The sequence below is a fragment of the Rhodococcus sp. WB9 genome, from assembly GCF_007558985.1.
Taxonomy (GTDB): domain Bacteria; phylum Actinomycetota; class Actinomycetes; order Mycobacteriales; family Mycobacteriaceae; genus Rhodococcus_F; species Rhodococcus_F opacus.
In genome coordinates this window covers 3,913,893-3,928,750 of sequence record NZ_CP041769.1, presented here as the reverse complement: position 1 = coordinate 3,928,750, position 14,858 = coordinate 3,913,893, and the positions used below count along the sequence as shown (strand labels likewise).

Genomic DNA, 14,858 nt, shown 5'->3' with positions numbered 1-14,858 from the left:
GGAGTTACCACCATGACCACCACGATCGTGCGGCGACAGTCTCGCCGCTGGACCCGTATCGCCGGAGCCGGTGTCGCCACCCTCGCCGTCCTGGCCGCCTCGGCCTGCTCCGGCGCCGACTCCACCACCACCTCGGCCGCGCCCGCGACACCGATCGCCGGCCTGGCCACCGGCGACCTCTCACGCGGAGCCGACAACTTCTACACCAGCGACCAGGTCACCACGACCCCGGTCACATTCAAGAACCAGTACCAGATGGATGTCACCGCCAACCTGTTCGTCCCCAAGAACCTCGCCCCCGGCGCCCGCGCCGCCGCAATGGTCGTCGGACACCCCATGGGCGCGGTCAAGGAACAATCCGCCAACCTCTACGCCACCAAGATGGCCGAGCAAGGCTTCGTCACCCTCGCCCTGGACACCGCGTTCTGGGGCGGCAGTGACGGAAACCCCCGCAACGCCGTCGCCCCCGACATCTACACTGAAACCTTCTCCGCCGGAGTGGATTACCTGCGTACCCAGGACACCGTCGACCCCGAACGTATCGGCGCGCTCGGAATCTGCGGCAGCGGCAGCTTCGTCATCTCCGCCGCCAAGATCGACCCCCGCATCAAAGCCGTGGCGACGGTGAGCATGTACGACATGGGCGCGGCCAACCGCAACGGACTGGGCCACTCCGTCACCGCCGAACAGCGCCAGCAGATCATCGCCCAGGCCGCCGCGCAACGTGACGTCGAATTCCGCGGTGGCCCGACCGAATACACCGGCGGCACCGTCCACGAACTGACCGCCGAATCGACCCCGGTCGAACGCGAGTTCTACGACTTCTACCGCACCGCGCGCGGCGCGGTCACCCCCGAAGGCGCCACCGCCGACACCACCACCCACCCCACCCTGTCCAGCAACACCAAGTTCATGAACTTCTACCCCTTCAACGACATCGAGACCATCTCCCCACGCCCGATGCTGTTCATCACCGGCGAAAATGCCCACTCCCGCGAGTTCAGCGAAGAGGCCTACCGCCTCGCCGGTGACCGCAAGGAACTGGTGATCGTGCCCGGCGCCGGACACGTCGACCTCTACGACCGCACCGACCTCATCCCCTTCGACAAGCTGACCAGCTTCTACACCCAGAACCTCGCCTGACCCCGCGCAGGATCACCCGGGAACGCCCGGTGGCGGCCTCTTCCGCACGCCGGGCACACCCAGCTTGCACGGCGGTGCCGACCAGAGAAGGGACATCATGGAGAAGGCGGGACAACGCCGACCCCGACGATCGAAAATCGAACGCTGTGCTCGTCCTGGTTATCGCGATCCTCGCCATCACCACCTATCTCGATACACTGGCCGGATCGGGCGGCTGCTGACCCAGCGGCACAGAGAAGCCGATGCCCCAGATAACGGTCTGTTATCCGGGGTATTTGAGAACCGACCAGCGGCGGACCCGCTCCGCCGCGTACACGAAGCGGTCCCGTTATCTGGGGCAAGCCGGAAGGTGGATGTCGATGGCCGCGAAAGTGACCCGCCTATGCACAGCCCTGCCGGCGCGCACCCTGCGCTCGGCCGCCGAGGCGTTCCTGGACACCGTTGGATCGGCCAACACCCGCCGCGCCTACGGCATCGCGATCGTCAAGACCGCCGACCAGCTCGACGGGCCAGGCCCCGGCGGGCTGGTCGGCGCCAGCCGCGCCCTGGACTCGGTCACCGACGCCGAAGTCGGCACCGCGCTCGAAACGCTGTGGGGCTCCGCCGCGGTCAATACCTGGAACGCGCGCCGCGCCGCGGTCGCGAAATGGCTTTCCTGGTGCGCCGAGCAGGGCTGGACCGCACCCAAGGTCCCCGCCTCGGCCGGACGCTCGACCCCGCCGGACTCCGACACCCGGGTCCGCTCGCGCACCGCGATCGACCGGCTCATCGCCCGCCGCGAGATCCACGTGCGGGAGAAGACGCTGTGGCGGATGCTGTACGAGACCTGCGCCCGCGCCGAGGAACTGCTCCAGCTCAACATCGAAGACCTCGACCTCGCGGGCCGCACTGCGGCGGTGAAGTCCAAGGGCGCCAAACCCCGGACCCGCCGGCGGGGCGCCGCGCACCACGAGCACGTCCTCGAGAACGTGTACTGGGATGCGGGCACCGCGCGGCTGCTGCCCCGGCTGATCCGCGACCGCACCCGCGGGCCGGTCTTCCTCACCCACCGCCGACCCGGGCCCGGCAAGTACCTGGGCGAGCGGGACCTGTGCCCCGACACCGGCCTGGCCCGGCTGTCGTATGACCAGGCCCGCGACCTGCTCGACGCCGCCACCGCCCCCGACGGACGTGGAACCGGCTGGGACCTGCACGAACTTCGGCACTCGGGGCTGACCCACCTCGGCGAATCCGGCGCGAGCCTGCTCGAACTCATGGCGAAATCCCGGCACCGCAAGGCCGACTTCAAACCGTCCCCGCAGGCGATGCGCGAGCTGACCTCGATCCTGGGCCCGGGAGCCGAACGCCGCCGCTGACCAGCAACTACGCCATATCCGTTGTTTCTTCGGCGGATACTACCGGAACCCCGTAGAGTGCCGACGCCTCCGGGTCTCCGTGCAGCCCGGACAGCACACCAAGCACACGAAACGCCTTGATTCTGTCCATAGGAGTGCCGGTAAGAATCGTGTTACCAGGTACATGAAGCCTGGTAGCCGACGATCATGTCCCGGAGGTGCCGAGGTAGCGGTGCAGGGACGTCTTGGGGATGCCGGTCTTGGTCGCGATCTCGCCGAGGCTGCTTCCTTGTTCACGTAGCAGCCGGGCGTAGTCGATCTTGTCGTCGGGCCAGGCGTTCGGGCGGCCGACTTGTCGGCCTTTGGCTTCGGCGACGGTGCGGGCGTGGGCGGCGCGTTCTGCGGTGAAGGTTCGCTCCATTTCGGCGAACAGTGCTAGGAGCAGAAATGGAGTGCGGCCGATGCCTTCGTCGGCGGTGTTGATCCGCAGTGGGTCGGCCAGCGACCGCACGCCGATTCCTTTCTCGCCGAGCTCGTGAACGAGGTTCAGCACCTCGCGCAGGTTCCGGCCGAGCCGGTCGAGTGTGTAGACCACGATCGTGTCGCCGGAGCGGGTATACGTCAGCAGCGCGGTGAGGCCGGGCCGGTCGACGGTCACGCCGGTCTTCTTGTCGATGTAGATCCGTTCATCGGGTAGTCCGGCGGCGGCCTAGGCGTCGAGTTGGCGTTCCAGGCTCTGTTTGGTGGTCGAGACTCGCGCGTAGCCGAGTTCGAGCCCATTGGCGGGGTGCCGCTGTATGGTCGCCATTCTCGAAATGTGCCGGAAGTCGTCGCCGTACGGGCATTGAGGAACGCTATTCGCGGAACGAGTTCGAGAGTTGTTCGTGCTGGTCGCTTCCTCGCGGATGAGCTCGACGAGCATCGTTCCGGTTCCAAGGAAGTGGAACGGCTCAGGGCGCGATGGCGGTGCGTGCGTGATGGGCGCGGATCTCGTCGTGATGTTCGGCGGCCCAGCCGATTAGGGAAGAGACGATTTCGTGGAGACCTTGGCCGAGTGAGGTGAGCGCGTACTCCACGCGCGGGGGGACCTCAGCGTAGGCGGTGCGGCTGATCAATCCGTCCTGCTGGAGTTGGCGCAGGGTGAGGGTGAGCATGCGCTGGGAAATGCCGGGAACCTGGCGTAGCAGGTCGGTGTAGCGAAGGGAGCCGGTGTCCAGCACGGCGATCACCAGCAGGCTCCACTTGTCGCCGACGCGGTCGAGTACCTGGCGGATGAAATCCATGTGCTCGGCGGGGATGCTCGCGCACGGCCCCACTGCCGCCGCCCCGCCCGAATCGTTCGTGAGCTCCATGACGCACATTCCTCTCCGTCACGCACACCGCTGTGCCTTTTGTACCGCCTCCAATACTGGTCCATTATGGCGTTACGAACAAATAATATGAATTGAAGGTGTGGCATGCGCGTGGAGATTTGGGCCGAGGTGACCTGTCCGTGGTGCGGGCTGGGTAGTCACCGCCTGGACCGGGCCGTACAGCAGTTCCAACTCGAGCACGGCACAGAGATCGAGGTCCTACATCGCTCGTTCCCACTGAGCAGCGCCTTCCCCGCCGATCGCACGATCGGTGTCCGTGAGGCGCTGTTGCGGCAGCACGGTGTCAGCGGCGCGCAGGCGGAGGTGTCGACGCGCCGGATCGAGGCGCTGGCAGAGGCCGAGGGGCTGAGCCCGTATCGGGTGCTGGACAACCGGGTCGGCAACACCGATCTGGCGCACGAGTTCCTCGCGCACGCCACGACCGTGGGCTACAACCGCGCGGCCTGGGATGCGATTTTCCGGGCCTACTTCGGTCAGGCACGGCCGGTCTTCGGCCTGGACGATTTGCTCGACCTGGGCGAGGAACTCGGACTGGACCGAGCCGAGACCCGGCGCGCCTTGACCGAGCGCCGCCATCGGCAGCAGGTCCAGGACGAGGTCGCACGGGCTCAGCGGTTGGGTGCCGCGGGTGCCCCTTTCATCCTTGTCGACGGCAAGTTCGGTGTGGCAGGTGCGCACAAGAGCGACAGCCTGCTCGACACTCTGCGCCGGGCATGGGACGAGTCCCATCCGGCCAGCGTGGAGGGCCCGGCGGAAGGTGCCGTGTGTGGGCCCGACTGCTGCGCCCTACCCGCCAACCACTGATCACAAGCCGGCAAATGCCTGTCTGGGCAGGCGAAAGCGAGGAAACAGCTATGTCCAAAGTAATCGCCATCTTCGGGGCCGGCGTCGGCCTGGGCGCTTCCGTCGCCCGGCGATTCGCCCGCGAGGGCTTCCGTATCGCACTCGTCGCGCGGCGCAAGGACCGCCTCGACGCGCTCGTCGAACAGCTTTCCGGCGAAGGCGTCGATGTGGCCGGGTTCACCGCCGACCTCTCTGAGCCCGACCAGGTGCCCGCCGTGATCGAGGCCATCCGGCAGCGGTTCGGTCGCATCGACGTGATCGAGTACGGGCCGATCAGCGGCGAGCAGGCATTCAGCCCAGCGACCCAGATGGACGCGGCCACCCTGCGCAAGGACAGCCCCCTGCTGCTGCTCACCCCGGTCGAGGTCATCCGCGCGGTGCTCGGCGAATGGACCGAACGCGGCGACGGCGCGTTCTTGATGACCACCGGCCACACCGCGGTCGAGCCACGCCCCTACCTGAGCGGTGTCGGCCCCCTGATGGCGGCCGCCCGGAACTGGCTGTACTCCCTCAACGGCGAACTCGCCGACATCGGCGCCTACGCCGGAACCCTCACATCGCCGCCTTCATTGCCCGCAGCGAGATGGGCGAAATCGCCGCGGCGACCATGCCCGAGACCGCCGGACCGCTCGTCGATCCCGACGACCTCGCCGACCACTACTGGGACATGTACACCACACGTGACCGCGTCGAGCAGGTGTATCCCGAGCCCCAGGCCGGGAAGCCGCAGTGACCCACCCGATTCAGAGATCCCCTCAGCTCTTACTACCGATGGTGTGCCACCGTCCGGAGGGAAGACCCAGATGAATGCCGTGATGTGGGTGCTGCAAAGCGTGCTGGCGGCCTTGTTCGCCGTGGCGGACGTGATGAAGTCGACCCTGCCCATCCCGAAGCTCGCCGGAAGCCTGCCATACGTGAAGGATCTCGCTCCGGCCACCGTGCGGTTCATCGGTATTGCTGAACTCGCCGGCGCGCTCGGGCCGATCCCGGCGGCCAGGACTATCACCAGTGCCGACCCGCCGGCTGCCAGCGGGGTGAGAATGACGGCGAGGCCGGTGGTGCGCCCGCTGCGGCGAGTGCAGCGCCATCGGCCTAAAAGCGGTGCTGCTGGTCCTGGCCGCCGTCGTGACCTGGGGCCGGTTCGGCCCCTACTCCCTGTGACACTACCGAAAACGACAGACAGGACAGCACGATGACCAATCCCAGTCAGCCCGCCACCGTGAACCAGCTCGGTCCGCCACCGCCGTGGATCTTCCGGATCGCCAACAAGGTAATTCGCCCATTGCTGGCATCCCCGTTCCACAAGCCGCTCAGCAGTCGACTCATGCTGCTCACCTACACCGGCCGCAAGAGCGGACGCCGGTTCACCATCCCCATCGGCTACTTCGACTGGGATTCCGGAACCGTGCTCGCCCTGTCGAACCACCTCGCCTGGGTCATCAACCTGCGCGACGAACCCACCGTCGTGCTACGCATCCGCGGCCGGAACCACAAAGCCGTCCCGGCCGTCATCGAAGAGCCCGCCGAGATCGTCGCAGTCCTGAAAGAGTTCGCCAACCGCAAGGGCCCCAAGGCAGCCAAAGGCCTGATGCTCGGACTCCCTGGCGACCGGCAGCCCACAGAACAAGAGCTCCGGGACGCGGCCGCAAGAACCCGCCTCGTCCGCTTCCAGCTGACCTCCTGACGCCATCGCCCCACGCACGCGCGGGGCGATGGGACTGCCGACTGGGCTGATCAGCCGCTGAGGGCGAGCCGACTGCTCATGTTCAACTTGACCTCGCCGTAGGGGAGCACGTGCGACCAGAACAGTGGGGTCAGGCCGCGTTCATCCTCGGCGGTGAGCACACCGTCCCATTCGGGGTGGTGGGGATGTCCTGAATCATCAAGACGTTGACGTAGACGAGCGCGGCCTGGCAGATCCGCAGGCATAGCACCGACATTTCCTGCTCGTCGCGGCGGTTGGACGCGATCTCGGCGCTCTTGCCGTAGTAGATGACCGAGTTCGCGCCATTCCAGGACTCGCCCACGTTCAGGCCGCTGTTGATCTCCCGTTGAAGCTCACGACTGCGCAGGTAGCGGCACAAGAAGATGGATTTCTGGACGCGGCCGAGTTCGATCATCGCCTGGTATGTGGGGTTGGCGGCGTTGGCCTTCATGAACCGGCGCAGGATCGCCTCGGTGGAGGCGGTGTGGGTGCGGATCGCGGTGGCGTACTTCATCATCTGGTCGTATTGCTGGGCGAACAGCTCCCACCGGATGGGTCGGGTCATGGCCGGTTTCAGCCCTGGCCACAGATCGGTTTCCCCGGGGCGGGCCGGTAGAGCTTGCACTTGTTGATGCGCTTGATCCGCGGAAGCAGGTCGAATCCAAGGAGTTTGGTCACGCCGAATCCGATTTCGGACTGGCCGTGGGTGTCGACGTAGGAGGATTCCACCTCCATGTCGGTGCCGTGGTGCATCGCGCCCTCGACCATGGCATGAACTTCGGAGGCCGAGCAGTTGAGCAGTTGGGAGTGGATGACCACCGATCCGTTCTTCTCGACACTCCAGTAGATGAGCACGCCGCGGCGGCCGTAGCGGGAGTGGTGCTCGGTGAAGATGTTCTGGTCATAGGCGCCGAAATGCGTTGAGTCGCCTGCGACGGCGGTCGACGACTCGCCCCATATCAAGGGTTTGCGGGCGGCGAAGGTGGCGTTGGCGATCTCGATCGCGATCCGCCGCGCCGCCTCGGCGTTCAGGTAGCGGCGGCGGGTGTAGCGGATGTCGTCCTCGCTGTGGCGGTCGGTGCCGCCGGCCACCGACTTGATCCCGGTGTTCGTTCCGTAGGCATAGATCGACAGCAGAAGCCGTTCGGCCAGAACATCTTCAGCCAGATTGCCACGGTCGGCGACCGTGGTCACCGACCGCAGGCACCCGGTCCGCAGCACCGCCTCTCAGCATGTTGATCAGCGGCACCACGCCCCACCTGGTCGCAACTCGAGCTTTCAGTTTCCGCAGGTTGCGTGGTTCGGCGACGGGCGGCAACGGTGCCAGCTTGATCGCACCCCGCTTACGCTCCTTGATCTCCAACCAGGGACAGTGCGGCAAGGCGGCGTGCAGGGCCTCGAGCTCGGCGCGCATTTCCTCCTGCAGCCCGGTGATGAATTCGGTCGGGTCCAGGGGTTTGCCCAGCTTCTCGTAGTGCTCGATGCGGCGTTCCTCGAAGTCGACCAGCAGATCCTCGGCCGGGTTGCGCCACTTCTCCGCACCGACGACCCAGATTTCCTTGCACCGCAACTGATCCCGCAACGCCTGGAACGTAGCGATCTCGTACACCATCCGAACCACTCGCCGGGTGCCGTGCTGGTCATTGTGATGCACTAACTCCGCCCAGTCCCCGGACACACCCCGATGCACCGGCACCTCCTCGGCGGCCGGATAGTAGCGCAAGCTCGTACCCGCGTACCGGCCGATCAGCTCGAGCGCATCCAGCACCGGCCGGTGCGTGGTGTTGTTGCTGCGGAACTCCAGCACCGACAGCAGTTTGATCAGCCCGGCTCGGTAGTAGTTGGTGTACGAGGAGCGCAACGTGGCCTTCACCGTTCGCTGATACGGCGGCCCCGAGGATTTGAACTCAGCCACCAGATCCCGCAACACCCCCTGCGGCGCGACCGGGAACACCGTGTCGCGCACCAACTTGTCGCCCGCGTCGACGGTCGCCTCCGCCACCTTGAACAGCAAGTTCTCCTTGCCGGTGACCCGCTTGAACTCCTTGATCAGCTCATTGGTGACCCGCACCTCCGCGCGGGCATTGATCCGGTGCACCGTGGAATTCAGCAACTCGACCAGGGTGTCGGTGATCTCCCGGCACCGGCAGACCAGCAACGCCGCCAGCAGGGTCAACTGCGTTTCGAGTGGATGATCGCGCAGGTGGCTCGGTGACTCGACCGACGCGCGCCCACGCCAGCCAGTCACGATCTTCGGGCCGATATCGGCGAACACATCACCCGGTACCCCGACCGCACGGACCGCTTCCAGCTTGGCGATCTCGGTGAGCATCGTGTTCAGGCTGACGTTGCCCGGGTCCGACCGGATCGCCGCCAGTACCGCACGCCCATCCTCGGCGTCACCGTCGGAGCTTTCCTCGTCGCCACCGCGTCCTGGCCCTCGCGCAGTGTCAATGCCGACGACACGGCGTCGACGACCGCGTCTGGATCGTGCAGTTCGCCCAACCCGACCGACCACACACCGTCGTCGAAGGCACGACTGGAGTCGGCAGCGACCCGCAACGCGAGCCTGGTTGAGGCTGCACCCTTTGAGTGGACACCCCGGACAATGGTTCTAGGAGAGCCAGGCGGGATGTCGAGGTGGGACGCCAGTCTCTGTACACGGAGGAATTCCGGAAAGACGCGGTCGCGTTGTGTCGCGCGGCCGACGGCAAACGCACGTACGCGGCGGTGGCCGCGGATGTGGGCGTCAGTGGCGAAACGCTACGGACGTGGGTCCGCAAGGACACCGCCCGTAACGCGCGCTCGCAGGACCGCAGTACCGGCGCCGACGGGACCGAGGCGGACGAGCTCGCGCGGCTGCGCGCGGAGAATGCGCGGCTGCGCGGTGCGGAAAAGGAATGGCAGCTCGAACGCGAGATTCTGCGCCGGGCAGCCGCGTATTTCGCAAAGGAGGTGAAGTGAAGACCCGCCGCTGGGACTTCATCTCCGACCATCGCGCCGAGTTCGGCGTGCAGCGGCTGTGCCGGGTGCTCGGGACCTCCCGTTCCGCCTACTACAAGCACCTGATCACGGAGCCGGCCCGTGTCGAGCGCCAGGCCGAGGAAGCCGCGACAGTCGCCGAGATCCGCGCAATCCATACCGAGCACCGGAGCGCCTACGGCGCCCCGCGGGTTCACGCCGAACTCCGCTCCCGCGGACGCAAGATCAACCGCAAACGGGTGACCCGGCTGATGCGAATCCACCACGTGGTGGGCAGGCACCTGCGCCGCAGCAAGCGCACGACCATCGCGGACAAGTCGGCTCCGTCGGTGCCGGATCTGGTGATGCGAGACTTCACCGCTACGGCTGTCGATACCAAGTGGTGTGGGGACATAACCTACATCCCGGTGGGATCCTCGTGGTTGTTCTTGGCCACGGTGATCGACATCTTCTCACGCCGGGTGGTGGGCTGGTCGATCGCTGACCACATGCGCACCGATCTCGTCACGGACGCGATCGAGATGGCGGTGCGCACCCGCGGTGGTGACGTCGGTGGCGTTATCTTCCACAGCGACCGCGGATCACAGTACACCGCAGCAGCTTTCGTCGATGTATGCCGCCGTCATGGGATTCAGCAAAGTCGAGGACGGGTCGGCTCGAGTTACGATAATGCTCTCGCCGAGTCGTTCTTCCAAGGACTCAAGAGGGAGTGGCTGCACGGACGGAGTTGGACGTCGAAGTCGCAGGCACGGCTGGAGTTGTTCGAGTGGCTCTCGTACTTCAATCGACGTCGCCGTCACTCCGCCCTCGGATACCTCACCCCAGTGGAGTTCGAACAACGGCTCATCGCGTCGTCTACGCTGTCAGTCGCCGCATGAAATCCGGTGTCCACTCCCGAGGGGCAACCTCAGGTCTTTCCCACGCCCCCGATACCGGTCAATGTCACGAGTCGCGACACGGAAAGCAGTCGGCGAACCTCAGCGACCTCACGGCGCCGACCGACGAAACTCGTCAGTGAAACTCGTCAGTTCGTGGGGGAGATTTCCCACGTCCGCCTTACCACCGGAACGCATGAAGGCGTCACTTTCATCGCGCGGACCCCCGCGAACCACGGTACCTCCGCCGCAGGGGCACGATGACGACATGGACGTGCAGGTGTTTTCCTTCGTCACCGACAAGCGGTACGGGGTGGACAAGGCCGCACGAACCCGCGGTGTCGGCTCGCGACAGGAGGTCGCCGACAGTTGTGCGGCGCCGAGCAGGCCGGTGTGCCGGACAATAGGTTCATGATCGACGTCGAACGCGAGCGGTTCGAGGACATGGTCATCCGGGCTCTCGACAGTTTGCCGGCGGGGCTGGGTCGAGTGATGGTCAACGTAGCCGTCACCGTCCAACACGACGCCGGTCCGGCGGGTCTGCTAGGTCTGTACCAAGGAGTCCCACTGACCAACCGCACGACGCGGTACGCCGGTGTCTTGCCCGATAGGATCACGATCTACCGCCTCGCAATCTGCGCCATCTGCCGCAGCGACGCCGAGGTTGTGGAGCAGGTGCGCCGGACCGTCGTCCACGAGGTCGGTCATCACTTCGGTATAGACGACGCCCGGCTGCACGAACTCGGATGGTGAGGTCATCGACCCCAGCCGTGGTTGTACGAGGGCGAGTCGCTGCGCCCGCCGACTTCACAGCTGGAGGCCTCCCCCAGCGTTTTCTCACGCGCCATCGCAGACGTGGTCGTCGGCCGCCGCGACTGTGACGACCTGACCGATCGGGAGCACGCTGTCGTCCGCGCCGACCCCGCGGCCAGGTGCTAGGTGCTAGGTGCTAGGTGCTAGGTGCGACGCTGTCCGTCGAGCCAAGCGGCGGCCCAAGTGGGCGAGACGCGGGCGAGCCACGCGTCCTGGACCACCTCGATCAATTCCTGCAGCGTGATATCACCAACCATGCTCGCCCGCAACAGTATCGAAGGGTGTCCATCGAAATGCGGGGTGGTGAAGAACGGCGACGCCGCGTCCTGAACCATTGCTCGCTTGTCGGACTCGGACGGCACCCAGAACACGATCACGTCTGTGTACCGCTCTCCGATACGAGGGTCGACGGCGTCGGGCCGCGGGGTTCGGAAGAACACGAACGATTTTCCGCCCACCTGGTAGATGGGGTTACCGCGGGGCCCGTACACGACCTTGGCGTGAGGCATCCCCAGGGCCAGTTCGTGGACATCTTCGACCCGCGCGTGCCGCGGTTTCGCCGCCATCACAGCAGTGTAGGGGCGATGCACCGCTCCGAATAGGCCACGGCGTCGCTTGTCATCGCGTTCGGTACCGTCGCCGACACCGGATGGTCCGCAACGACTCCCGGCCCGAGATCGGCACAAGCGAGAGGGCTCGGCGAGAAGATTCTCGCCGAGCCCCTCCGTATCACCAGTGGTGGGTGGTCAGACCGTGAAACCGAGCGCGCGCAACTGCTCGCGGCCGTCCTCGGTGATCTTGTCGGGGCCCCACGGCGGGAGCCACACCCAGTTGATCTTCAGTTCGTTGCACAGACCGCTGCGCACGAGCGCACCCCGCGACTGGTCCTCGATGACATCGGTCAGCGGGCAGGCCGCCGAGGTGAGCGTCATATCGAGGGTCACGACGTCCTCCTCCTCGGTGATCCCGTACACGAGACCGAGGTCGACGACGTTGATGCCGAGTTCTGGGTCGACGACGTCACGCATCGCCTCCTCGAGTTCCTCGAGGCGTTTCGGGTCGGTAATCGCACCCGACGATGCAGTAGCGGTCTCGCCGCCCTGGTCGGCCGGCGCCTGCTCCGGTACGGCCGTGGCGTCCGCCTCCGGCGTCTGCGTCTCGCTCATGATGCCTGTCCTCCGATTCGAGCTGGTTCGCCGTCTGCTGTCGGAACGGCCGAATCCCGTACGTCCACGATCCGGTCGTCCACTATCTGAACAACCGCGTCCTTGAATGCCATCCATCCCAGCAACGCGCATTTCACGCGGGCCGGGTATTTCGAGACGCCGACGAAGGCGATGCCGTCCCCGAGGACGTCCTCGTCCCCCTCGACGGTACCGCGGCTGCTGACCATCTCGTTGAATGCGGCAACCGTCTGCAGTGCCTTCTCGACCGGCATCCCCACCACCTGATCGGTGAGCACCGACGTCGACGCCTGGCTGATGGAGCAGCCCTGGCCGTCGTACGACACATCCACCACGGTGCCGTCGTCGGCGAGCTGCACGCGCAGCGTCACTTCGTCACCGCACGTGGGATTGACGTGGTGGACTTCGGCGCCGAACGGTTCGCGCAGGCCGCGGCCGTGAGGATGCTTGTAGTGGTCCAGGATCACTTCCTGGTACATCTGTTCCATTCTCATGCAGGAACCTCCCCGAAGAACTCCTGTGCACGCCGCACCGCTGCCGCGAGAGCGTCGACCTCGTCGACCGTGTTGTACAGCGCGAACGACGCCCTCGCCGTGGCCGCGACACCGAAACGACGGTGCAGGGGCCAGGCGCAGTGGTGGCCGACGCGGATGGCGACCCCCTCGTCGTCGAGGATCTGACCGAGATCGTGGGCGTGGATTCCGTCGACCACGAACGACACGGCACCGCCGCGGTCCTCGGCGGTCGTGGGTCCGATGATGCGCACGCCGTCGATGGCACCGAGCGCTGTCAGTGCGGCCTCGACCAGGGTGTGCTCGTGCGCCGCCACCGCGTCCATCCCGATCTCCTCGAGATACCGGACCGCGGCACCGAGCCCGACCACCTGCGATGTCATCGGAACGCCCGCCTCGAACCGCTGCGGCGGCGGCGCGTAGGTGGTGCGTTCCATCGTGACGGTCTCGATCATCGATCCACCCGTGATGAACGGAGGCATCGCGTTCAGCAGTTCGCGGCGCCCGTACAGGACACCCACGCCGGACGGGCCGAGCATCTTGTGCCCCGAGAAGGCCGCGTAGTCCACACCGAGCGCGTGGAAGTCCACCGGCATATGCGGCACGGACTGGCATGCGTCGAGTACCACCAGCGCGCCGACCGCGCGGGCGCGACGCACCAACTCCTCGACGGGTGCCACCGCTCCGGTCACGTTGGACTGGTGGGTGAACGCCACGACCTTCACGGCGTCGGTCAGCTCGAGCGAATCGAGGTCGATCCGGCCCTCGTCGGTGACGCCATACCAGCGCAACGTGGCACCCGTGCTGCGCGCGAGTTCCTGCCACGGCACGAGATTGGCGTGATGCTCGAGTTCGGTGATGACGATCTCGTCACCGGGGCCGAGGTGCCGCTCGAAGCGATCGTCGCCGAGGACGTGGGTGACGAGGTTCAGGGACTCGGTCGCGTTCTTGGTGAACACGAGTTCGTCGCTGTCGGCACCGACGAACGCGGCGATCGTCGCACGCGCGTTCTCGTACGCGTCCGTGGCCTCTTCGGCAAGCTGGTGAGCGCCTCGGTGCACGGCCGCGTTGCAGGTGGTGAGGAACTCCCTCTCGGCGTCGAGCACCTGGTTCGGGCGCTGCGACGTCGCGCCCGAATCGAGGTACACCAGCGGTTTTCCGTCGCGGACCGTACGCGCCAGGATCGGGAAGTCCTCCCGGATCCGGGTGACGTCGAATACGCGCACCGAGGTGGTCATCTGCGTTTATGCTCCTTGCGTTGCTGCAGCCTGGGTGAAGCGCTCGTAGCCGTTCGCCTCGAGTTCGTCGGCCAGTTCCGGTCCGCCCGACTCGACCACACGACCGCCGACGAACACGTGGACGTATTCCGGCTTGATGTACCGGAGGATGCGCGTGTAGTGCGTGATCAGCAGGATTCCGCCGTGCTCGCGTTCCTTGTACTTGTTCACGCCCTCGGAGACGACGCGCAGGGCGTCGACGTCGAGACCGGAGTCGGTCTCGTCGAGGATCGCGATCTTCGGCTTCAGGAGACCGAGCTGCAGGATCTCGTGGCGCTTCTTCTCACCGCCGGAGAAACCTTCGTTGACACTGCGCTCGCCGAAGGAGGGGTCGATGTCCAGCTCGGTCAGCGCTTCCTTGACTTCCTTCACCCAGTGGCGAAGCTTCGGGGCCTCGCCACGGACTGCGGTGGCCGCGGTGCGCAGGAAGTTGGACATGGAGACGCCGGGAACCTCGACGGGGTACTGCATCGCCAGGAACAGTCCCGCGCGGGCACGCTCGTCGACGCTCATCTCGAGGACGTCCTCACCGTTGAGGGTGATGGATCCCGAGGTGATCTGGTACTTGGGGTGACCCGCGATGGCGTACGACAGCGTCGACTTGCCGGACCCGTTGGGTCCCATGATCGCGTGGGTCTCGCCGGAACGAACCGTCAGGTTCACACCCTTGAGGATGTTGATCGGTTCGGCGTTCTCGTCGGTGTTCGCGACGTCGACGTGCAGGTCCTTGATTTCCAGGACCGAGGTTTCGGGGGTGGAAGCGTCAGGGGTAGACATTGTGATCCTTCGAAGAAATGGGAAGTAGTGGTCCGGCGGC

17 protein-coding genes and 2 pseudogenes are annotated in these 14,858 nt (G+C 66.0%); 7 read left to right on the top strand and 12 right to left on the bottom strand.

Annotated features, from left to right (window positions below; translation table 11 throughout):
• Positions 1–12 precede the first annotated feature (12 nt).
• The gene (locus FND50_RS18180) at positions 13–1,143 is read left to right on the top strand and encodes an alpha/beta hydrolase (RefSeq protein WP_144286586.1); all 1,131 of its coding nucleotides are present in this window, start codon (positions 13–15) and stop codon (positions 1,141–1,143) included.
• A gap of 359 nt (positions 1,144–1,502) precedes the next feature.
• Positions 1,503–2,498: a site-specific integrase gene (locus FND50_RS18175; protein ID WP_144286585.1), complete on the top strand. Its 996-nt coding sequence runs from the start codon at positions 1,503–1,505 to the stop codon at positions 2,496–2,498.
• A gap of 184 nt (positions 2,499–2,682) precedes the next feature.
• Here FND50_RS18175 and FND50_RS18170 read toward each other — a convergent pair whose 3' ends face one another.
• On the bottom strand, positions 2,683–3,135 hold the full coding sequence (locus FND50_RS18170; RefSeq protein ID WP_222105575.1) for a recombinase family protein: 453 nt from the start codon (positions 3,133–3,135) through the stop codon (positions 2,683–2,685).
• 292 nt (positions 3,136–3,427) lie between these two features.
• A complete protein-coding gene (locus tag FND50_RS18165; RefSeq protein WP_260851041.1) occupies positions 3,428–3,760 on the bottom strand; it encodes a helix-turn-helix domain-containing protein in 333 nt (110 codons plus the stop codon).
• A gap of 174 nt (positions 3,761–3,934) precedes the next feature.
• Here FND50_RS18165 and FND50_RS18160 point away from each other — a divergent pair, with 174 nt between their 5' ends.
• From FND50_RS18160 to FND50_RS18145, 3 genes are read left to right on the top strand one after another with little or no spacing between them, the layout of a single operon-like run.
• Positions 3,935–4,654, top strand: coding sequence for a DsbA family protein (locus tag FND50_RS18160; RefSeq protein ID WP_144286583.1), 720 nt, complete (start codon positions 3,935–3,937; stop codon positions 4,652–4,654).
• Positions 4,655–4,668: 14 nt separating this feature from the next.
• Positions 4,669–5,889, top strand: coding sequence for an SDR family NAD(P)-dependent oxidoreductase (locus FND50_RS36810; protein WP_260850479.1), 1,221 nt, complete (start codon positions 4,669–4,671; stop codon positions 5,887–5,889).
• Positions 5,886–6,377 carry a nitroreductase/quinone reductase family protein gene (locus FND50_RS18145; protein ID WP_144286582.1) on the top strand — a complete coding sequence of 164 codons (492 nt, stop codon included), beginning with the start codon at positions 5,886–5,888 and terminating at the stop codon, positions 6,375–6,377. Before FND50_RS36810 ends, FND50_RS18145 begins: the two co-directional genes overlap by 4 nt.
• Before the next feature lie 130 nt (positions 6,378–6,507).
• Here the strand turns inward: FND50_RS18145 and FND50_RS18140 are convergent, their stop codons facing one another.
• The 4 genes and pseudogenes from FND50_RS18140 to FND50_RS37805 form a co-directional block, all read right to left on the bottom strand.
• Positions 6,508–6,963, bottom strand: coding sequence for a Tn3 family transposase (locus tag FND50_RS18140; protein ID WP_144286581.1), 456 nt, complete (start codon positions 6,961–6,963; stop codon positions 6,508–6,510).
• 8 nt (positions 6,964–6,971) lie between these two features.
• A complete protein-coding gene (locus tag FND50_RS18135; protein WP_186301077.1) occupies positions 6,972–7,592 on the bottom strand; it encodes a Tn3 family transposase in 621 nt (206 codons plus the stop codon).
• The gene (locus FND50_RS18130) at positions 7,558–8,730 is read right to left on the bottom strand and encodes a hypothetical protein (protein ID WP_144286579.1); all 1,173 of its coding nucleotides are present in this window, start codon (positions 8,728–8,730) and stop codon (positions 7,558–7,560) included. Before FND50_RS18130 ends, FND50_RS18135 begins: the two co-directional genes overlap by 35 nt.
• A gap of 107 nt (positions 8,731–8,837) precedes the next feature.
• Positions 8,838–8,984 (bottom strand): annotated as a pseudogene (locus FND50_RS37805) (LuxR family transcriptional regulator); the annotation flags it as partial.
• Positions 8,985–9,038: 54 nt separating this feature from the next.
• On the opposite strand from FND50_RS37805, the gene FND50_RS18120 reads away from it, so the two are divergent.
• Positions 9,039–10,258, top strand: a protein-coding gene (locus FND50_RS18120) for an IS3 family transposase (RefSeq protein WP_144289099.1) whose coding sequence is annotated in 2 segments (ribosomal slippage) — positions 9,039–9,291 and positions 9,291–10,258 — 1,221 coding nt in all. Because the reading frame shifts where the segments join, the coding sequence is not laid out codon by codon here.
• Between the two features lie 32 nt (positions 10,259–10,290).
• Here FND50_RS18120 and FND50_RS37800 read toward each other — a convergent pair.
• Positions 10,291–10,453, bottom strand: a pseudogene (locus FND50_RS37800) (LuxR family transcriptional regulator); the annotation flags it as partial.
• 213 nt (positions 10,454–10,666) lie between these two features.
• On the opposite strand from FND50_RS37800, the gene FND50_RS18115 reads away from it, so the two are divergent.
• Complete coding sequence (locus FND50_RS18115; protein WP_144286578.1) at positions 10,667–11,008, top strand: metallopeptidase family protein; 342 nt, start codon at positions 10,667–10,669, stop codon at positions 11,006–11,008.
• Positions 11,009–11,211: 203 nt separating this feature from the next.
• On the opposite strand, the gene FND50_RS18110 is transcribed toward FND50_RS18115, so the two are convergent.
• From FND50_RS18110 to sufC, 5 genes are all read right to left on the bottom strand, one after another.
• The gene (locus FND50_RS18110) at positions 11,212–11,634 is read right to left on the bottom strand and encodes an MmcQ/YjbR family DNA-binding protein (protein ID WP_144286577.1); all 423 of its coding nucleotides are present in this window, start codon (positions 11,632–11,634) and stop codon (positions 11,212–11,214) included.
• A 180-nt stretch (positions 11,635–11,814) separates the two neighbouring features.
• Positions 11,815–12,234: a metal-sulfur cluster assembly factor gene (locus tag FND50_RS18105; RefSeq protein WP_005255026.1), complete on the bottom strand. Its 420-nt coding sequence runs from the start codon at positions 12,232–12,234 to the stop codon at positions 11,815–11,817.
• The gene (sufU, locus tag FND50_RS18100) at positions 12,231–12,746 is read right to left on the bottom strand and encodes a Fe-S cluster assembly sulfur transfer protein SufU (RefSeq protein WP_144286576.1); all 516 of its coding nucleotides are present in this window, start codon (positions 12,744–12,746) and stop codon (positions 12,231–12,233) included. Before sufU ends, FND50_RS18105 begins: the two co-directional genes overlap by 4 nt.
• Positions 12,743–14,002, bottom strand: a complete 1,260-nt coding sequence (locus FND50_RS18095) for a cysteine desulfurase (protein ID WP_144286575.1) — start codon at positions 14,000–14,002, stop codon at positions 12,743–12,745. The genes sufU and FND50_RS18095 overlap by 4 nt, the downstream gene beginning before the upstream one ends.
• Before the next feature lie 6 nt (positions 14,003–14,008).
• A complete protein-coding gene (gene sufC / locus FND50_RS18090) occupies positions 14,009–14,818 on the bottom strand; it encodes a Fe-S cluster assembly ATPase SufC (RefSeq protein ID WP_005255023.1) in 810 nt (269 codons plus the stop codon).
• Positions 14,819–14,858 lie beyond the last annotated feature (40 nt).